Annotated in this window: 19 protein-coding genes; 18 read left to right on the plus strand and 1 reads right to left on the minus strand. The window is 70.2% G+C overall.

Features of this window, described 5'->3' with window-relative positions:
- Window positions 1-99: 99 nt before the first annotated feature.
- The gene (locus IO24_RS0132330; protein ID WP_031141941.1) at window positions 100-1110 is read right to left on the minus strand and encodes a LacI family DNA-binding transcriptional regulator; all 1011 of its coding nucleotides are present in this window, start codon (window positions 1108-1110) and stop codon (window positions 100-102) included.
- Between the two features lie 88 nt (window positions 1111-1198).
- Here IO24_RS0132330 and IO24_RS0132335 point away from each other — a divergent pair, with 88 nt between their 5' ends.
- The 18 genes from IO24_RS0132335 (at window position 1199) to IO24_RS0132420 (ending at window position 18764) form a co-directional block, all read left to right on the plus strand.
- A complete protein-coding gene (locus IO24_RS0132335) occupies window positions 1199-2458 on the plus strand; it encodes an MFS transporter (RefSeq protein ID WP_031141944.1) in 1260 nt (419 codons plus the stop codon).
- A 9-nt stretch (window positions 2459-2467) separates the two neighbouring features.
- Entirely contained in the window at window positions 2468-3829 is a 1362-nt protein-coding gene (pafA, locus tag IO24_RS0132340; RefSeq protein WP_031141946.1) for a Pup--protein ligase, read from the plus strand.
- 437 nt (window positions 3830-4266) lie between these two features.
- Window positions 4267-4887: a matrixin family metalloprotease gene (locus IO24_RS0132345; RefSeq protein ID WP_078899440.1), complete on the plus strand. Its 621-nt coding sequence runs from the start codon at window positions 4267-4269 to the stop codon at window positions 4885-4887.
- Between the two features lie 17 nt (window positions 4888-4904).
- Entirely contained in the window at window positions 4905-5573 is a 669-nt protein-coding gene (locus tag IO24_RS0132350; RefSeq protein WP_157851297.1) for a hypothetical protein, read from the plus strand.
- 148 nt (window positions 5574-5721) lie between these two features.
- Window positions 5722-6702, plus strand: a complete 981-nt coding sequence (locus IO24_RS0132355) for an FKBP-type peptidyl-prolyl cis-trans isomerase (protein WP_031141951.1) — start codon at window positions 5722-5724, stop codon at window positions 6700-6702.
- Window positions 6703-6758: 56 nt separating this feature from the next.
- Window positions 6759-7130, plus strand: a complete 372-nt coding sequence (locus IO24_RS0132360; protein WP_031141953.1) for an FKBP-type peptidyl-prolyl cis-trans isomerase — start codon at window positions 6759-6761, stop codon at window positions 7128-7130.
- A gap of 128 nt (window positions 7131-7258) precedes the next feature.
- Window positions 7259-8236 carry a helix-turn-helix transcriptional regulator gene (locus IO24_RS0132365; RefSeq protein WP_031141955.1) on the plus strand — a complete coding sequence of 326 codons (978 nt, stop codon included), beginning with the start codon at window positions 7259-7261 and terminating at the stop codon, window positions 8234-8236.
- A 17-nt stretch (window positions 8237-8253) separates the two neighbouring features.
- On the plus strand, window positions 8254-9321 hold the full coding sequence (locus IO24_RS0132370; protein WP_031141957.1) for a helix-turn-helix transcriptional regulator: 1068 nt from the start codon (window positions 8254-8256) through the stop codon (window positions 9319-9321).
- A gap of 100 nt (window positions 9322-9421) precedes the next feature.
- Window positions 9422-9715, plus strand: coding sequence for a hypothetical protein (locus IO24_RS0132375; RefSeq protein ID WP_031141959.1), 294 nt, complete (start codon window positions 9422-9424; stop codon window positions 9713-9715).
- A 52-nt stretch (window positions 9716-9767) separates the two neighbouring features.
- Window positions 9768-9962: a hypothetical protein gene (locus tag IO24_RS0132380; protein WP_031141961.1), complete on the plus strand. Its 195-nt coding sequence runs from the start codon at window positions 9768-9770 to the stop codon at window positions 9960-9962.
- 260 nt (window positions 9963-10222) lie between these two features.
- Window positions 10223-10507, plus strand: a complete 285-nt coding sequence (gene tatA, locus IO24_RS0132385; RefSeq protein WP_031141963.1) for a Sec-independent protein translocase subunit TatA — start codon at window positions 10223-10225, stop codon at window positions 10505-10507.
- A gap of 47 nt (window positions 10508-10554) precedes the next feature.
- Entirely contained in the window at window positions 10555-11517 is a 963-nt protein-coding gene (gene tatC / locus IO24_RS0132390; RefSeq protein ID WP_031141965.1) for a twin-arginine translocase subunit TatC, read from the plus strand.
- A gap of 31 nt (window positions 11518-11548) precedes the next feature.
- The gene (locus IO24_RS0132395) at window positions 11549-12439 is read left to right on the plus strand and encodes a diacylglycerol kinase (protein WP_031141967.1); all 891 of its coding nucleotides are present in this window, start codon (window positions 11549-11551) and stop codon (window positions 12437-12439) included.
- 56 nt (window positions 12440-12495) lie between these two features.
- Window positions 12496-15345, plus strand: coding sequence for a DEAD/DEAH box helicase (locus IO24_RS0132400; RefSeq protein WP_031141969.1), 2850 nt, complete (start codon window positions 12496-12498; stop codon window positions 15343-15345).
- A gap of 372 nt (window positions 15346-15717) precedes the next feature.
- A complete protein-coding gene (locus IO24_RS0132405; protein WP_078899441.1) occupies window positions 15718-17361 on the plus strand; it encodes a sensor histidine kinase in 1644 nt (547 codons plus the stop codon).
- Complete coding sequence (locus IO24_RS0132410; protein ID WP_031141974.1) at window positions 17358-17765, plus strand: roadblock/LC7 domain-containing protein; 408 nt, start codon at window positions 17358-17360, stop codon at window positions 17763-17765. The genes IO24_RS0132405 and IO24_RS0132410 overlap by 4 nt, the downstream gene beginning before the upstream one ends.
- Window positions 17762-18163 (plus strand): DUF742 domain-containing protein, encoded by a 402-nt coding sequence (locus IO24_RS0132415; protein WP_031141976.1) that lies wholly within the window; start codon window positions 17762-17764, stop codon window positions 18161-18163. The genes IO24_RS0132410 and IO24_RS0132415 overlap by 4 nt, the downstream gene beginning before the upstream one ends.
- Window positions 18144-18764, plus strand: a complete 621-nt coding sequence (locus tag IO24_RS0132420) for a GTP-binding protein (RefSeq protein WP_031141978.1) — start codon at window positions 18144-18146, stop codon at window positions 18762-18764. The genes IO24_RS0132415 and IO24_RS0132420 overlap by 20 nt, the downstream gene beginning before the upstream one ends.
- Window positions 18765-18816: the final 52 nt, after the last annotated feature.

The raw sequence follows: 18816 nt of genomic DNA on the forward strand, positions 1-18816 counted from the left end.
CATGCGTGCCGCCTGGGGCGGCACGGGTGGGCGCGGGCGGCACCCCGTCACGCCGGGTTGCGCACCCACCCCCGGTCCTGGCATCGACGCCCAGCACCGCTAACGCGGACCGGCCGTGGAGCCTCGGAGCACCAGCTGGACCGGGATGTCGCCTGCCTCCGGTGCACGGCCCTCCAGTACGGCCAGCAGCGCCCGCATGCCCCGCTCGCCGAACAGCTCTGCGTTCAGGTGGACCGTCGTCAGTTCCGGGTCCATGGCCGTGGCAAGGGCCAGGTCGTCGACGCCCGTGACCGACAGGTCGTCCGGGATGCGCAGGCCCAGACGGCGGGCCGCCTTGTACGTGCCGGCCGCCAGCTGGTCGTCGTCGCAGATCACGGCGGTGGGGCGAGGGCCGGGGGCTGAGAGCGCCGCTTCGGCGGCGGTCACCGCTCCCTCGATGTGGATGGGGGAGCGGGCCGTGCGGACCGAGGTGCCGGATACCTCTGCCAGCCGCGCGGCCAGTTCCCGGGCTCGTACGTCGAAGGTCCAGGAGGGGACGTCCGCGGCCAGATGGAGGAAGTGGCGGTGGCCCAGGGACAGCAGGTGCTCCGCGGCCTGGCGGATGCCGTCGGCGATGTCCAGGTTCACCGTCGCGGCGCCCAGGCTTCCGGCGGGGTCGCTGTCCAGCATCACCAGGGGGAGTGCCTCGCCTCGGATGGCGGTCAGCGCGTCCGCGGCCATGGAGGAGGCGATCACGCCGTCCAGTGCGGCCTGCGCGGAGGCGAAGGGGTCGCGGGCGGGGCCGATGCCTTCGGGGGAGGGGTAGAGGACCACGCCGAAGCCGTGTTCGGCGGCGACGCGGGCGGCACCCGTGTAGACGCCGGCGAAGAACTCCGTGGTGAGGGCCGGGACGACCAGGAGGACGGTACGAGTGCGGCCCAGGCGCAGGTTGCGGGCGGCCAGGTTCGGTCGGTAGCCGAGGTCGCGTGCGGCCTCGCGGACGCGTTCGGCGGTCGTTTCCGAGACGCGGCCGCGCCACTTGTCGCCCAGGACGAGGGACACGGCCGCCTGGGAGACGCCGGCGGCCTGGGCGACGTCCCGGCTCGTGGGGCGGGTGCTGCCTCGTGCCACTGTCGGCCTGCTCCTTCGTCTGGACTCGTGAACAGCGGCCATGGTACGTATGGAAGCTGACGTTATACGTAAAACCTAGGGCGGGGACATGGCCACGGGATACCTGGAGATCCTTCGGGCGCGACACGCCGCCCGGCTGCTCGTCGGCACGCTGGTGGGCCGGCTGCCCAATGCCACGGCGGCCATCGCGATCGTGCTGTTCGTCCGGGCCGAGGGCGGGACGTACAGCCTGGCGGGGGCCCTGGCGGCCGTCTACGGGGTCGCCAATGCCGTGGGGCAGCCCGTGCTGGGCAGGATCGTGGACCTGCGCGGGCAGCCCCGTGTGCAGCTTCCTGCGGCCGTCCTCTCCGGGCTCGCCATGGCCGTCTTCGCCTTCTCCGGGATCGGGTCGCTGCCGCTCGCCTACGCCGCCGTCGCCGGCGCCGGGCTCTTCACGCCGCCCCTGGAGGGCGGGCTGCGGGCTCTGTGGCCCTCCGTCCTGAAGCGGGAGGACCAGGTGCACACGGCGTACGCCATGGACGCCGTGGCCCAGGAGGTGATGTTCACCGTCGGGCCGCTGCTCGTGATGCTGTGCGTGTCCCTGTGGTCGGCCCAGGCCGCGCTGCTCGTGCTGAACGTGGTCGGCGTGCTGGGAGCGCTGTCCGTGGTGGTGTCGCAGCCCTCGCGCGCGTGGCGGTCGGCGCCGCGCGAGGCGCACTGGCTCGGCGCGCTGCGCTCACCGGGGCTGCTGGCGCTGCTGGCGGCGTTCCTGTTCATCGGGATGGCGCTCGGCTCCATCACGGTCGCCTCGGTGCCCTACGCGGACGACCACGGCGGGGACGCCGTGTACGGGTGGCTGATGGCCGCCCTGGGCTTCGGGGCGCTGGTCGGCGGGGCCGTCTACGGGGCCCGGCAGTGGGCCGGTGAGCCGGCGCGGCGACTGCGGGTGCTGGTGGGGCTTCTGGTGGTGTGCTACCTCCCGCTGATGCTCATGCCGGACGCGGTGCCGATGGTGGCGCTGACCGCGCTCGCCGGGGTCTTCCTCGCGCCCGCCATCGCGTGCGCGTTCGTCCTGGTCGACCGGCACGCGCCGCGCGGTACGGTCACCGAGGCGTTCTCCTGGCTGGTGACGACGTTCACCGTGGGCCACTCGGTCGGAACGGGCGTCGCGGGGCCCGTGGTCGAGGCGGGCGGAGCTCTGTGGGGCTTCGCGGTACCGGGTGTCGCCGGTGGCGTGTCTCTGCTGGTTTTGACCGCGACAGGACGGGTAGTCGCAGCTCCCGGCCAGGGAGCGGTCGTTGCGGCCGGTTCGGAAAATGATCCAAACCGTGCTGTCGAACCCCGTTTCAGTTCAGGGGATCGGGCGTAATGTTCCCTCATGGACCGCCGCATTTTCGGGCTGGAGAACGAGTACGGCGTCACGTGCACGTTCAGGGGACAGCGCCGCCTGTCTCCTGACGAGGTGGCGCGCTACCTCTTCCGCCGTGTCGTGTCATGGGGCCGCAGCAGCAATGTCTTTCTGCGAAACGGCGCCCGCCTCTATCTCGACGTGGGATCGCATCCGGAATACGCGACACCGGAATGCGACAACGTGACCGAACTGGTCACCCACGACAAAGCAGGCGAGCGCATTCTCGAAGGACTCCTGGTGGACGCCGAACGACGCCTGCACGAGGAGGGAATCGCGGGCGACGTCTACCTCTTCAAGAACAACACCGACTCGGCGGGCAACTCCTACGGCTGCCACGAGAACTATCTGGTCGCCCGGCACGGGGAGTTCTCCCGGCTCGCGGACATTCTCATTCCGTTCCTGGTCACACGGCAGTTGCTGTGCGGTGCCGGCAAGGTGCTGCAGACGCCGCGCGGTGCCGTGTACTGCGTCAGCCAGCGGGCCGAGCACATCTGGGAGGGCGTCTCCTCGGCGACGACCCGCTCCCGGCCCATCATCAACACGCGAGACGAGCCGCACGCCGACGCCGAGCGCTACCGCCGCCTGCACGTCATCGTGGGCGACTCCAACATGTCCGAGACGACCATGCTGCTCAAGGTCGGTGCCACCGACCTGGTGCTGCGCATGATCGAGGCGGGCACGGTGATGCGGGACCTCACCCTGGAGAACCCGATCCGGGCGATCCGCGAGGTCAGCCACGACATCACCGGCCGGCGCAAGGTGCGCCTGGCCAGCGGACGCGAGGCCTCCGCCCTGGAGGTGCAGCGCGAGTACTACGAGAAGGCCGTGGACTTCTGCGAGCGCCGGGGCATCCGCACCGGCACCGTCGAGCAGGTCCTGGAGCTGTGGGGCCGCACGCTGGACGCGATCGAGGCCGAGGACCTCGACCGCATCGGGACCGAAATCGACTGGGTCATGAAGTACAAGCTCATCGAGCGGTACCGCGCCAAGCACAACATGACCATGTCGCATCCGCGGGTCGCGCAGATAGACCTCGCCTACCACGACATCCACCGCCGTCGTGGCCTGTACTACCTGCTCGAGAAGAAGGGCCAGGCGGCCCGTATCTGCAACGACTTGAAGATCTTCGAGGGCAAGTCCGTCCCGCCGCAGACCACTCGGGCCCGGCTGCGCGGCGACTTCATCCGGCGGGCCCAGGAACAGCGCCGTGACTTCACGGTCGACTGGGTTCACCTCAAGCTCAACGACCAGGCTCAGCGGACCGTGCTGTGCAAGGACCCGTTCCGTTCCGTGGACGAGCGGGTGGAGAAGCTGATCGCCGGAATGTGAGCCGGCGCCGGCCGGACTCGTGTCCGTCCGTGATCCCGCTGCCCGGAGGTGTTCGCACCTCCGGGCAGCGGGCTTTTGCGTGTCCGCTGTGAAAGATTTCACTTTGGGCAGGCTGAGCCGCCCTGAGTGGAATCGTTCATTCCTGGCACTGTTCCAGGTGATTTGTTCCCTCGGGGGGCGCGGAACGCCTGCCGTGCGCCGATAGGTCTTTATCACGCAGGATCCGATGGCTGCGTGTGACGCGCCGGGGCGTGGGCCTGTCTGTCCTCTTCGGTTCGCATCCTCCTGTGAAAAATCACGTGTTCATGTCAGTGACGTGGTGTTAACTTCTGGCCAGCCGTCATGACCATGACCGGGTCGACGGCATCGCTAGGGGAGCCCTGTCCGGGGAGCCCGGAAGCATCGACACACAACGGGGGGTCATTTTGCGCTCTGTCATGACAAGGACCCGTCACGCGGCCGTCCTCGCAACGGCGGGAACCGTGATGACGACGGCGCTGGTGGGATTGAGCGCTTCGAACGCCGAGGCGTACTGCCGCTCCGGCATGACGAAGTGGGTCAGCCCCGGCACCGCGAAGACCATAGGCGCCAACACCACGTTCCCGAGCAGTCTGCGGGCCGGCCTCAACAGTGGACTGAAGCAGTGGAACCGCAGCAGTTCCGCACTGCGTTACAACTCGCCCGTCTACACCAGCGGCTGGCAGATCTACGCCTTCCGCGCCTCCTACGGCTACACCAGCCTCATGGGCAACGCGCCCGGATACGCGGCGGCCCAGCGCTCCGGCAGCACCCACAAGGGCGGAACGCTGTACCTGTCCAACCGGTTCCGGTGGGTGAACGGCAGCCAGAACATCAGTCAGGGCAAGGCGGACGTGCAGACGGTGGCCGTGCACGAGGTCGGTCACTTCACCGGCCTGGCCCACCCCTGGCCCCCGCACTGCTCGGACGGCAGTTCGTACACCAACGCCGAGAAGAAGTCGGTCATGACGGCCGTCAACACGGGCACCCGCCGCGCGCTGAACAGCGACGACATCGCGGGCGTCCGGGCCATCTACTGAACGGGGGAAACCAAGAAATGAGCGCAGTACGCACCATGCGGCACAGCACTGCGGTCCGCGTGGCGGCCGCTCTCGCCCTTGTGGCACTCGGCACCACGGCATGCGCCGGGGCCGGCGGTGACGACAGGGATCAGGCCGCGAAGAAGGACGGGGACAGGTCGGTGCGCGTCATATCGGCGCACCCGTACGCGGTCGACAGCAGTCCCACGGCCGCCCTCGAGTTCCCGATGAACGAGAACGTCTTCGAGGGCACGGTCGTGGGCACGCGTCCCGACGTGTACGCCAAGGACGTGCTCGACGACGGATCGGAGTTCGAGGTCGTCTACACGCCTGTCGTCGTCCGGGTTGACGAGGTGCACAAGGGCGGTCTGGAAGAGGGCACCGAGGTCGTCCTGCGGTCCATGGGCGGTACCGCCGACGGCGTCCGCTACGAGATAGAGGAGGCGCCGGCGAAGAAGACCTTCACGAAGGGCGCCTCGCTCGTCGTCTTCGGCAGCGCGTACGAGACCGTGGACTCGGAGACCGCCCCGGCCATGACGCCCAACTTCCTCTACCGGGAGACCGGCGACACCGTCGTCGACGCCACCTACGCGGACGGCGCGCACGACGGCGGTCCGGCCGACCGGATGAAGCGGACGACGTTCCACGGCAAGCTGCGGTCGCTCGACGGCGGTACCGCTTCCTGACCGTCCGTCCGCGAGCCGCACACCCAGTGACGTCGCCCTGGCCGGAAACCGGCCAGGGCGACGTCGTGTCGCGCGGTGAACCGAGCGGGGAGCGTGTACGCCGTAGAGTGGCGGCCATTGCCCCCCACTCCCGATCCCAGTTGGACTGATGAACTACAACACGAAACGACTCGTGGCCGCGCTGCTGGCCGTTCCCGCCCTGTTGTTCACCGCCGCGTGCGGATCGGACGACGGGAACAACGGTGACGCGGCGGGCGGCGTCGCCGAGGTCAAGGGGAAGGTCGGGGCGAAGCCCGAGATCTCCGTGCCCAAGGACGGCAAGCCGTCCGACAAGACCGTGGTCGAGACGGTCTCGGCGGGCAGCGGGACCCCGATCAAGGGCTCGGACTTCGTCCGCCTGGACTGGACCGTCGAGAAGTGGAGCGGCGGCCAGGAGCTCGGCGGCAGCTGGGCCGCGGGGGCGACGGGTGACAAGGCGCCCCGACGGCAGTCCATCGAGCAGATCGGCAAGCCGAGTCAGCAGCTTCCCGAGAAGGTCCTCGACGCGGTCAAGGGCAAGAAGCCCGGCAGCCGGATCCTGGTGCAGGGCACCGCGGGTGATCTGATCGGCCAGAGCCTGAACACGTCCTCGGGGATCTCCGCGAAGGACGTGCTGATCTGGGTGGTCGACCCGGTCGGGGCCGCGAGCGTCGACGCCAAGGGTGAGGCCGAGGGCGAGCAGGCGGCCTCCGAGGCGGGCATGCCCGAGGTGAAGTCGCCGTCGCAGAAGGCCGCGACCATCACCGTCCCCAAGGGAGACAAGGCTCCCAAGGACCTCAAGGAGCAGGTGCTGATCAAGGGCGACGGCAAGAAGGTCGAGGCCGGCCAGGGCCTCATCGCCCAGTACACCGGCGTCAAGTGGGAGGACGGCAAGAAGTTCGACTCCTCCTGGGACCACGGCGGGGCCACCGCCTTCCAGATCGGCAACGGCTCCGTGGTGGCAGGCTGGGACAAGGGCCTCGTCGGCAAGCACGTGGGCGACCGGGTGCTGCTGGTGATCCCGCCCTCGCTCGGCTACGGCGGGAACCCTCAGAGCGAGCTGTCCAAGAACACGCTGGTCTTCACCGTGGACATCCTCGGCACGGTCTGACCCGGCCGGTCTGTGAGACTGTCCCCGACGCAGGTCACGTAACAAGGAGAGATGAAGTGAGCATCGACAAGCCCGAGATCGACTTCCCGGGCGGCGAGCCCCCGGCGGACCTCGAGATCAAGGACATCTGGGAGGGCGACGGCCCGGTCGCGCAGGCCGGCCAGACCGTCACCGTGCACTACGTGGGTGTCTCCTTCAGCACCGGCGAGGAGTTCGACGCCAGCTGGAACCGAGGCGCCCCCTTCCGCTTCCCGCTGGGCGGCGGCCGGGTCATCAAGGGCTGGGACCAGGGCGTGCAGGGCATGAAGGTCGGCGGCCGCCGCCAGCTGACCGTCCCCGCCCACCTCGCCTACGGCAACCAGAGCCCGACCCCTCTGATCAAGCCCGGCGAGACGCTGATCTTCGTGGTCGACCTGCTCGGGGTCTGACAAGCTCCGAACAGACTCGATCATGTGGGGCCCATGCCTGTTCGGGCATGGGCCCTCGGCTTTTGCCGTGCCACCGTGTGGCGGTACGGTCATCGCTCGTAAGCACCATAGGGAGGCGAAGCGCGTCGATGGCCATTGCCAAGGCGGAGCGGCTGATGAATCTGGCGCTGTGTCTGCTCGGGACACGCCGGCCGCTCAGCAAGCGTGAGCTGCGCGACTCCATCGAGGCCTACGTCGAGGCCTTCGGGCCGGGCAACGGCGCGAGCGGCTCCGATGACTCGTTCAACCGCATGTTCGAGCGCGACAAGGACGACCTGCGCGAACTCGGGCTGGTCATCGAGACCGTCGAGAGCCTCGACGGCGACGTCGGCTATATGGCCCGCCGCGACAGCAACCGCCTCCCGCCCATCACCCTGGACGCCGAGGAGGCCGCCGCACTCGGGCTGGCCGCCAAGGTGTGGCAGCAGGCCCGGCTCGCCGGAGCGGCCAGCGGCGCCCTGCAGAAGCTGCGCGCGGCCGGACTCCCCGAGGACGTCGACCCGTACGGGTCGCACGGCGCGCTGGAGCCGCGCATCCCCGTGCACGAGGCGGCGTTCGAGCCGCTGATGCTGGCCTGCCGGGACCGCCGGCCCGTCGCCTTCGACTACCGGAAGGCCACCGCCGCCCACCCCGAGCAGCGGCACGTGGAGCCGTGGGCGCTGGAGTGCTGGCGGGGGCACTGGTACCTGGCGGGCTGGGACCGCGACCGGGGCGCCGAGCGGGTCTTCCGGCTGTCCCGGATCACCGGCAAGGTCCGCTCGCGCGGTGGCCGGTACACCGCTGACGTGCCGGACGTCGTCACCGTCCGGGAGACCGTCGCGGGCTGGGCCGGGGAGATCGCCGACCGGTCGGCGCGGATCCGGCTGCGTACGGGATCGGGGTACCCCCTTCGGGCGAAGGCCACCTCCGTTCGGGAACTCGGCGACGGCTGGGACGAGTTGGAGATTCCGTACGGTCACGGGCTGGACGCCTGGCTGGTGGAGTTCGGGCCGGACGTGGTCGTCCTGGAGCCCGCCGAGCTGCGGGCCGACGTGGTGGACCGGCTGCGGGCCGTGGCCAAGGGCTGAGGGGGAGCGGAAAGACAGTGGCAGGCAAACCGGTCAGGCCAGTGAACGCCATCGACCAGACCCGGCGGATGCTCTCGCTGGTGACGTATCTGAAGGAGCGCCCCGGAGCCCGGGTCGAGGACGTCGCGCGCGCCTTCGGCATCAGCGAGGACGAACTGGTCTCCGACCTCGACGTGCTGCCCATGTGCGGCACCAGCTTCCGTGGTGGCGACCTGCTCGACATCGACACCGACGGCGAGCGCATCTGGTGGCACAACCCGGCCGCCCTCGCGGCGGAAGCGGCCGAGCCGCTCAGGCTCGCCGCCGACGAGGCCACCGCCCTGCTCGTCGCCGCCCGGGCGGTGTCCACGTTGCCCGGTCTGCGCGAGAGCGACCGGCAGGCGCTGCTGCGGGCGACGGCCAAGGTCGAGACGGCGGCCGGCGAGGCGGCGGGCGCCAGCTCGCGCCTGTCGGTGACCTTCGAGTCCGAGGGCGGCGTGTTCGCGGACGTCGACCGGGCGATCGCCGAGCGCCGCCGGCTGTGGATCCGCTACTACTCGCCCGCGCGCGACGAGGTCACCGAGCGGGAGATCGACCCCATCCGCCTGGTCAGCGTCGGGCACACCTATGTCGAGGCCTGGTGCCGCCGTTCCGAGGCGCGCCGCACCTTCCGGCTCGACCGGGTCGCCGAGATCAAGATCCTGGACGAGCCGTCGGCGCCGCCCGAGATCGAGCTGCGGGACCTCTCGGAGGCGCTGGTGCAGCCTGCGGCGGAGGATCCGGAGGTCGTGGTCGAGGTCGGGCCCGGCGGCCGCTGGGTCGCGGAGTACTACCCGCACGACAGTGCGGATGAGCTCCCGGACGGCGGGCTGCGTATCACTCTGCGGACCCCCGAACCGGCGTCGCTCCGGCGCCTGGCACTGCGGCTCGGGCGGGACGGCCGGATCGTGTCGCCGCCGGAGCTCGCCGACAGCGCCCGGCAGGCGGCCCGCGAGGCGCTGGCGGCGTACGACGGGCTCGAGGCGGTGCGGACGGCTCGAGTCGTGGAGGCCGGCGTACCCGGGCCGCACGCGGTTCCGGACGGGTCGGGCGACGGACGCGAGTGAGCCGCAGGCGCCCACCGGGGTTCACGGCCGGGCACGGCCGGACCGCGACACCGGCCGTGGCGCCCCGGAGGCGAACGACCCCAGGAAGAGGAGCGAGGGCTTGAGCGAGTCGGCGACGTCCGGTGTGCGGGGCATGACGGTGGAGTCCGCGTTCGCCGGGATGAGAAGCGTGACCCCGGTCGTGTTCAAGGCGGGCTGCCCCGACTGCCGAGGATGCTTCGAGCTCGCCGCGGGCGCCCTGCGCCTGGCCATCGGCGCCACGAGCCGCACCACCTTCTACTCCTTCATCTGCCCGGAGTGCGGCGCGTCCGTCCGCAAGCCCGCGGGGGAGCGGATCGTGGAACTGCTCACCGGCGGCGGTGTGCGGACCCTCAGGCTGCACTCCACCGTCTAGGTGCTGGTGGGCCGGGGCGTTCGCCCGCGCGGGAAGGTCTAGGCTCGGCGTCATGTTCTGGCCGATGTTCGCGGTTGCTGTGGGTTTCGTGGGTCTCCTGGTGCTCGGGGTGCTCGCCGTGCGGGTCTTCGTGGCGGCACAGCGTCTGGGCAGGCAGGTCACCGACTCGGCCCGCCGTATCAACCGGGCGGCCGAGGACCTGGAGCGGGCCGCGGAGAGCGCCGCCCGTTCCGCGGACGCTCTGTGAGCCGTCCGGCGGGCGGCCTCGAGTTGCGTTTCGGGACACTTCGCCCTGTCACGTCGGCGGTTCGTGCAGGTACGCTGCTGGTCGCGGCCCGGTTAACGAGGCACTGGTCGCGGACGGGAGTACGCACGGGGGATGCAGAGGGATTGCCTCACGTTTACCCCCGAGCGTTACGATCGCTGCCAGCACGATCGTTCGGACACTTGTCCGACCGGTCGGACAGCACCCCCACCACAGCCGCCTCGGTGAGAAGGTAAAGACTTATGTTCGGAAGGCTCGGAGCCCCCGAGATCATTCTCATCCTCGTCGTCATCATCCTGCTGTTCGGCGCGAAGAAGCTTCCGGACATGGCTCGGTCGCTCGGCAAGTCGGCCCGCATCCTCAAGAGCGAGGCCAAGGCGATGAAGGACGAAGGCAAGTCGTCCACGACCCCGGCCGGCCCGCCCAACAACGACGAGCAGTCCTCGCACCGCACCATCCAGGCAGCGCCCGGCGACGTGACCAGCTCGCGTCCGGTCAACGAGCCCACGGACACGACCAAGCGCTGACGCAGGGCCGGTGACCTCCGGCCCGCCGCACGAGATGGGAACGTGGGTTGCTGAAGTCTGCCCGCAAGCAGGAGAGGGATCCGGAGGGGCGCATGCCCCTCGCGGAGCACCTTCGCGAGCTCCGCAACCGGCTCGCCAAGGCGATTCTGGCGATCGTCGCCGTCACGGTCGTCGCCGCCTTCTTCTACAACGACATCATCAACTTGATCACCAAGCCGATCCTCGACTCGGTCGGCTGTGACAAGACCTTCGCGGAACTGGCCAAGTCGCAGACCGGTACGAAGCCCTGCGCGCAGATCACCATCAACGGTCTGCTCACGCCCTTCACGCTGGCGCTGAAGGTGTCCCTGATGGCCGGTGTCGTGCTGGCCTCCCCGGCCTGGCTCTACCAGCTGTGGGCCTTCGTCGCTCCGGGCCTGCACCGGCACGAGAAGAAGTACGCCTACGCCTTCGTCGCCACGGGCGCTCCGCTGTTCATCGTCGGCGCCTACTTCGCGTACACGGTGCTTCCCACCACGGCGAAGGTGCTCCTCGAGTTCACCCCGGGCGGCACGTCCAACCTCCTTCCGCTGGACGACCTCCTCGACCTGGTCATGCGGATGGTGCTCGTCTTCGGCCTCTCGTTCGAGCTGCCGCTGCTGCTGGTCATGCTCAATCTCACCGGGGCACTCACCGGCAAGCGCATGCTCGGCTGGTGGCGCGGCATGATCATGGGCATCACGGTCTTCGCGGCCCTCGCCACGCCCAGCACCGACCCGCTGACCATGCTGGCGCTCGCCGGGCCGATCTGGATCCTGTACTTCGCGGCCACCGCCTTCTCCCTGCTCAACGACCGTCGGCGCAGCCGTCGCGAGGCCCTGGGCCCCGGCGACGACGAGGCCTCCGAACTGGACCTCACTCCCGACGACATCGGCGCGATCGAGCCCGTGACCACCAGCCGGGCCGCCCTGCCCGAGCAGGCGAGCTCGGACCGCTCGGACCGGGTCAACGGTTATGACGACGTGACCTGAAGATCGGCAGGCAGCTCGTAGGGTCGGTCGCGTGACCAGCGAGATCACCCTCTTCGTCAACCCCACCGCGGGCCGCGGCCGGGGCGCCCGCGCGGCGCAGCCGGCCGCTTCCGCGTTGCGGGCGGCCGGCTTCTCGGTGCGGACGGTCCTCGGGGAGGACGCCTCGGACGCCCTCGTCCGCGCGCGTGCGGCCGTCGAGGGCGGCACGGGCGCGCTGATCGCCGTCGGCGGTGACGGAATGGCGGGCCTCGCGCTGCGGGCGGTCGCGGGTACCCGCACCCCGCTCGGCCTGGTCGCCGTCGGCACCGGCAACGACTTCGCCCGCGCCCTCGGCCTGCCCGTGCGGGAGCCGGCCGCTGCCGGCCGCATGATCGCCGACGCCCTCAAGTGCGGCCGGCTCCGCGACATCGACCTCGGGCAGGTCGGCGACCGCTGGTTCGGCACGGTCCTCGCCTCCGGCTTCGACTCCCGCGTCAACGACCGGGGCAACCGCATGCGATGGCCCACCGGCCGCCTCAAGTACGACCTGGCGATGATCGCCGAACTCGCCGGGTTCCGGCCCGTCCCGTACCGGATCCGGCTCGACGGCGGTGAGGTCCGTGAGGTCGAGGCGACCCTCGTGGCCGTCGGCAACGGCACCTCCTACGGCGGCGGTATGCGGATCTGCCCCGGCGCCGACCTGACCGACGGGCTGTTCGACATCACGGTGGTCGGGGACTGCAGCCGGACGACACTGCTGCGGGTGTTTCCCAGGGTGTACCGCGGGACGCACGTCGGCCATCCGAAGGTGACGGTGCTGCGGGCGGCCCGGGTCGAGATCGCCGCCGAGGGCGTCACCGGGTACGCGGACGGGGAGCCGCTCGGCCCGCTGCCGCTGAGCGCGCACTGCGTACGCGGGGGCGTGCGGGTCGTCGGCCCCTGAGCCCCGCTGCCCCTGAGCTGCGCCGATCCCGGGTTTCACAGGAACGGATCCGGATAATGATCGTCCTGTTGTCAGTGCGGCCCGGTACGCTCGAAAGCACGATGACAGAGGATCTCTCACCGGCCGAGCGGTACGCGGCAGCCCGCAAGCGTGCTGTCGAGCAGGCCACCGCGCTCGCCTCCTTCCGCGAGATGTACGACTTCGGCCTCGACCCCTTCCAGATCGAGTCCTGCCAGGCGCTCGAGGCGGGGAAGGGCGTGCTGGTCGCCGCACCCACCGGTTCCGGCAAGACGATCGTCGGCGAGTTCGCCGTCCACCTCGCCCTCCAGCAGGGCAAGAAGTGCTTCTACACGACACCCATCAAGGCGCTGTCGAACCAGAAGTACGCCGACCTGTGCCGCCGCTACGGCACGGACAAGGTGGGCCTGCTCACCGGCGACAACAGCGTCAACTCCGACGCCCCGGTGGTCGTGATGACCACCGAGGTGCTGCGGAACATGCTGTATGCCGGCTCCCAGACCCTCCTGGGCCTCGGTTACGTGGTCATGGACGAGGTGCACTACCTCTCCGACCGGTTCCGGGGCGCCGTGTGGGAAGAAGTGATCATTCACCTTCCCGAGTCGGTCACGCTCATCTCGCTCTCGGCGACCGTGTCGAACGCGGAGGAGTTCGGCGACTGGCTCGACACGGTCCGCGGCGACACCGAGGTGATCGTCTCCGAGCACCGGCCCGTGCCGCTGTTCCAGCACGTGCTGGCCGGGCGGCGGATGTACGACCTGTTCGAGGAGGGCGAGGGCCACAAGAAGGCCGTCAACCCCGATCTCACGCGCATGGCGCGCATGGAGGCTAGCCGGCCCTCGTACCAGGACCGCCGACGCGGCCGGTCCCTGCGCGAAGCCGACCGCGAGCGCGAGCGCCGTCAGCGGTCCCGGATCTGGACACCGAGCCGGCCCGAGGTCATCGAGCGGCTCGACGCCGAGGGGCTGCTGCCCGCCATCACCTTCATCTTCAGCCGCGCCGCCTGCGAGGCCGCCGTCCAGCAGTGCCTGCACGCGGGGCTCCGGCTCAACGACGAGGAGGCGCGCGAGCGGGTCCGCGCCCTGGTCGAGGAGCGCACGGCGTCCATCCCGCGCGAGGACCTGCACGTCCTCGGCTACTACGAGTGGCTCGAGGGCCTGGAGCGCGGCATCGCCGCCCACCACGCGGGCATGCTGCCGACCTTCAAGGAGGTCGTCGAGGAACTGTTCGTCCGCGGCCTGGTCAAGGCCGTGTTCGCCACCGAGACACTCGCCCTCGGCATCAACATGCCCGCCCGCTCGGTGGTGCTGGAGAAGCTCGTCAAGTGGAACGGCGAGCAGCACGCGGACATCACCCCGGGCGAGTTCACCCAGCTGACGGGCCGGGCCGGGCGGCGCGGCATCGACGTCGAGGGCCACGCCGTGGTGCTCTGGCAGCGCGGCATGAGCCCCGAGCACCTCGCGGGCCTGGCCGGCACGCGCACCTACCCGCTGCGCTCCAGCTTCAAGCCGTCGTACAACATGGCGGTCAACCTGGTCGAGCAGTTCGGGCGGCACCGCTCGCGCGAGTTGCTGGAGACGTCGTTCGCGCAGTTCCAGGCGGACAAGTCGGTTGTCGGCATCTCCCGGCAGGTGCAGCGCAACGAGGAGGGTTTGGAGGGCTACAAGGCGTCCATGACCTGCCACCTCGGCGACTTCGAGGAGTACGCGCGACTGCGCCGCGAGCTGAAGGACCGGGAGAACGAGATCGCCCGGCAGGGCGCGGCACACCGGCGCGCGGAGGCCGCCGTCGCGCTGGAGAAGCTGAAGCCCGGTGACGTCATCCACGTGCCCACCGGCAAGTACGCGGGCCTGGCGCTGGTGCTGGACCCGGGCCTGCCGGCGGGCCGTTCGAACGGCCACCGCGGCTTCGAGCACCACGACGGGCCGCGCCCGCTGGTGCTGACCGCCGAGCGGCAGGTGAAGCGGCTGGCGTCCATGGACTTCCCGGTGCCGGTGGCGCCGCTGGAGCGGATGCGGATCCCCAAGTCCTTCAACCCCCGTTCCCCCCAGTCCCGTCGGGATCTCGCCTCGGCGCTGCGCACCAAGGCCGGGCACATCCCGGCCGAGCGGCACCGCAAGCAGCGCTCCCAGGCGGCCGACGACCGCGAGATCGCCCGGCTGCGCACCGCGCTGCGCGCACACCCCTGCCACGGTTGCAGCGACCGCGAGGACCATGCCCGGTGGGCCGAGCGGTACCACCGGCTGCTGCGCGACACCTCGCAGCTGGAGCGGCGGATCGAGGGCCGTACGAACACGATCGCCCGGACGTTCGACCGCATTGTGGCGCTGCTGACCGAGCTGGACTATCTGCGCGCCGACGAGGTCACCGAGCACGGCAAGCGGCTCGCGCGGCTGTACGGCGAGCTGGACCTGCTTGCCAGCGAATGTCTGCGCGAAGGGGTCTGGGAGGGCCTCGGCCCGGCGGAACTGGCCGGGTGCGTCTCGGCGTTGGTGTTCGAGTCGCGTGTCGCGGACGACGCGATGGCCCCGAAGGTGCCGTCCGGGAAGGCCAAGGCCGCGCTGGGCGAGATGGTGCGGATCTGGGGGCGGCTGGACGCGCTGGAGGAGGACTTCCGGATCACCCAGACCGAGGGGGTCGGGCAGCGTGAGCCCGATCTCGGCTTCGCCTGGGCCGCGTACGAGTGGGCCTCCGGGAAGGGGCTCGACGAGGTGCTGCGCGAGGCGGAGATGCCGGCGGGGGACTTCGTGCGGTGGTGCAAGCAGGTCATCGACGTGCTGGGGCAGATCGCCGCGGCCGCCCCGCAGGGGTCGTCCGTGGTGAAGAACGCCCGTAAGGCCGTGGATCTGCTGCTGCGGGGAGTGGTCGCCTACTCGTCGGTGGGGTGAGCCTGTTGCGCGGGTGCCGGTGGTTCGTGGTTGCTCGCGCAGTTCCCCGCGCCCCCGGAATGGCGTTGCACTGAAGCCCATTCACCCACCACGGTGAGTGGGCTTTCGTACGCCCGTTCGTCACTACGGACCGTATTCGAACGATGTCGCACCGTGTAAACGACTGAGCGTACTATCCCTTCGCGTCCGGTTTCCGGCAGTTGCTGAATATGACACGGCGATGATCCGGTCGGACTAAGCTCGCCCGCAGCGCACCGGCTTGAGATGAATTCGTGCGCTTGTTCCCCAGTGTGTGGAAGATCCCGACAGTTTCATGACATACCCCCTCGCACGTCCCTCCAAACCTCAGTCGACTCCTGTCAGAAGGCCCACATGGTGAGTGTTCAATCCCCTCCCGGTCGCCGTGAACTTCCCTACGCGCGCGTGCTGTTGCTGCCTGCCATAGTCATGGCCGCGGCGACCGGAGCCGCCGTCGCCCTGGTGACGGAGCCCGCCCGGGCCGCCGTCGGCTGGTGCGGCGGCATCGCCACCGCGCTGGTGCTCGCGACGGCTGCCGAGGCGGTGCGCCGCGGCCGTGCGCTGCGCAACCAGCGTGCGGAGCACGCCCGGCACAGCGCGCATCTGGAACAGCGGATCGCCGCCCACGAGAACGAACTGGTCCGCTTCTCGAGGGAGATCGTGCCCGCCGCGCTCGACCTGCTGCGCACCGGAGAATCCCCCAGGGAGGTGATTCGCAAGCTCGGCCTCGCCAACCCCGCGTTCCGCAACCTCCCCGCACCGCAGGCCGAGACGCTGCTGACGGTCCTCAAGATCGTCGACCGCGAAGTGACCATGCGTGACGCCGCCGCACGCTCCTTCGTCAGTGTCGCCCGCCGCGTCCAGGCGATCATCCACCAGCAGGCCGAGGAACTGCGGGAGATGGAGGAGGACCACGGCCGCAACCCGGAGGTCTTCGACGACCTCCTGCGCATCGACCACGGCAACGCCCTGATCGGCCGCCTGGCCGACTCCGTCTCCGTCCTCGGCGGCGGCCGCCCCGGACGGCAGTGGCCCGAGCCGGTGTCCCTCTACAGCACCCTGCGCGGCGCCATGTCCCGCATCCTGGAGTACCGGCGCATCCAGCTGTCCTCCATCGCCAAGGTCAGCGTCAAGGGCATCTACGTCGAGCCGGTCATCCACGCCGCCGCCGAACTCCTCGACAACGCCACGCGTTACTCGCCGCCGCAGACCAAGGTGCACGTCACCGCCACCGAGGTGCAGACCGGCGTCTGCATCGAGATCGAGGACGGCGGTGTCAACCTCAACGAGGAGGCACGCGCCCGCATCGAGGGCATGCTGGAGGCCGCCAAGGCGGGCGTCGACCTGCAGGACATCGGTGAGCACCCGCGCCTCGGCCTGGCCGTCGTGGGCCGCCTCTGCACGGCGTACAACATGCAGGTCTCGCTGCGCGCCTCCGCGTACGGCGGCGTCCGCGCCATCCTCATCGTGCCCAGCCAGATGATCACCCACGAGCCCGGTGTCGGACTCGCCCACGGCATCGGCGCCACCGGCATCCCCATGACGGTCGGCATCCCCGAGGGCCCGAAGCGCGCGCCCAAGAGGCGACGCCCCACCAGCCCGAAGATCCCCGCCACGGTCTCCCTGGAGGACGACGACGTCCCCGAGGTGACCGAGTGGACCGCGAACGGCCTGCCGCAGCGCCGCAGCCGGGTGAAGATGCCGCTCGCCGAGCGACTCGCCCAGCAGGCCGCCAACGAGAAGGCCGACCGGGAGGCCGCCGAGCGCGGCGAGTACAACCCGTGGGCGGCGACGCAGGAGCCCGAGATCAAGCCCCTGCGCGACATGTCGGCGCCCGACGCCCCCGGCAAGGGCCTCGAGGCCTTCTGGGAGGGGCTGAAGCAGGGCATCGAGCCCGGCACGCACCCGACGGACTTCATCCGGAACCCGACCAAGTACCTGCATCTGATCAACGACCCGGCTCCCACCGAGGCCGACGACGAGGGGGACCTCAAGTGATCCAGCAGCGAGGCAACTTCGACTGGATGCTCAAGCAGCTCGCCGACGGCGTGCCGGGCATCGAGATGATCGTGGTGCTCTCGGCCGACGGTCTGCGCATCGCCCGCTACGGCGGCGAGCCCGACGCGGCCGACCGGGTGGCCGCGGCCTGCGCCGGCCTGCAGTCCCTCGCGGGCAGCGTCTGCCAGGAACTCACCGTCGGCGACGGCGAGATGAAACTCGTCATGATCGAGATCGACCGCGGCTACTTCTACCTGATGTCCGCCGGCGCCAACGCCTTCCTCGCGGTGCTCTCCGACGTCCGGTGCGAACCCGGCCGGATGAGCGCGATGATGCGCGATCTGGTCGTCCGGATCGGCGGCCATCTCACCAGTCCGCCCCGGCGGAACGGGCAGATCGTATGACGCCTCCGCAACGCCAGAGGCGCGACCTCGCACCGGAACCGCCCACGCCGCCCCAGGGCGGCGAGGACAAACCCGGGAACCCGGAGCGGATGTACGTGGTGGCCGGCCCGGACGGTGAACGGGCCGAGCTCGACCTGGTGACGTTAATCGTGGCGCGTGCCACGGACCCGCCGCCCTCCGCATCCCCCGAGCAGGCGGCGCTGCTCCGACTCTGCGCCGCCCCCCTGTCAGTGGCCGAGCTGTCGGCCTACCTCCACCTGCCGTTCAGCGCGATGGGCGTGCTGCTCACCGAGCTGCTGACGGCGGAACTGGTACAGGCGCGCGCCCCGATCGTCCGCAAGGCGCGCACCGACCGTTCCCTCCTCGAAGCGGTGATGAATGGACTTCAACGGCTCTGACACCATCCCGGGCCCCCGGACCGAGGACCAGCTGCCCCACTCGGCACAGGCCGCGGCCAAGATCGTGATCGTGGGTGGCTTCGGCGTCGGCAAGACGACCATGGTCGGCTCGGTCAGCGAGATCACACCGCTGACCACCGAGGAGACCATGACGCAGGCCGGCATCGGTGTCGACGACAACTTCGGCTCCGCGTCCAAGACGGCCACCACCGTCGCCATGGACTTCGGCCGGATCAGCATCACCGACCAGCTCGTGCTGTACCTCTTCGGCACGCCCGGCCAGCAGCGCTTCTGGTTCCTGTGGAACGGCCTGTTCGAGGGCGCGCTCGGCGCGGTGGTGCTGGTCGACACCCGGCGGCTGGAGGTCAGCTTCGACGTCATGGGGCGCCTGGAGGAGCGCGGCGTGCCGTTCGTGGTCGCCATCAACTCCTTTCCCGACGCACCCCGTTTCGCCGTCGAGGAGCTGCGCACGGCCCTCGACCTCACACCGGACATCCCGATCATCGAGTGCGACGCGCGGCGGCGGGCCTCCAGCCGCGACGTCCTGATGACCCTCATGCGCTTCCTGCACTCGCTCGCCATGACGGGCTCGCGCACCTGATCCGTGTCCGTACGCACCACCCCCCATCCCCCCATGCCACCTGGAAAGCTTC

It is taken from the genome of Streptomyces flavovariabilis (assembly GCF_000725785.1).
GTDB lineage: Bacteria > Actinomycetota > Actinomycetes > Streptomycetales > Streptomycetaceae > Streptomyces > Streptomyces hawaiiensis.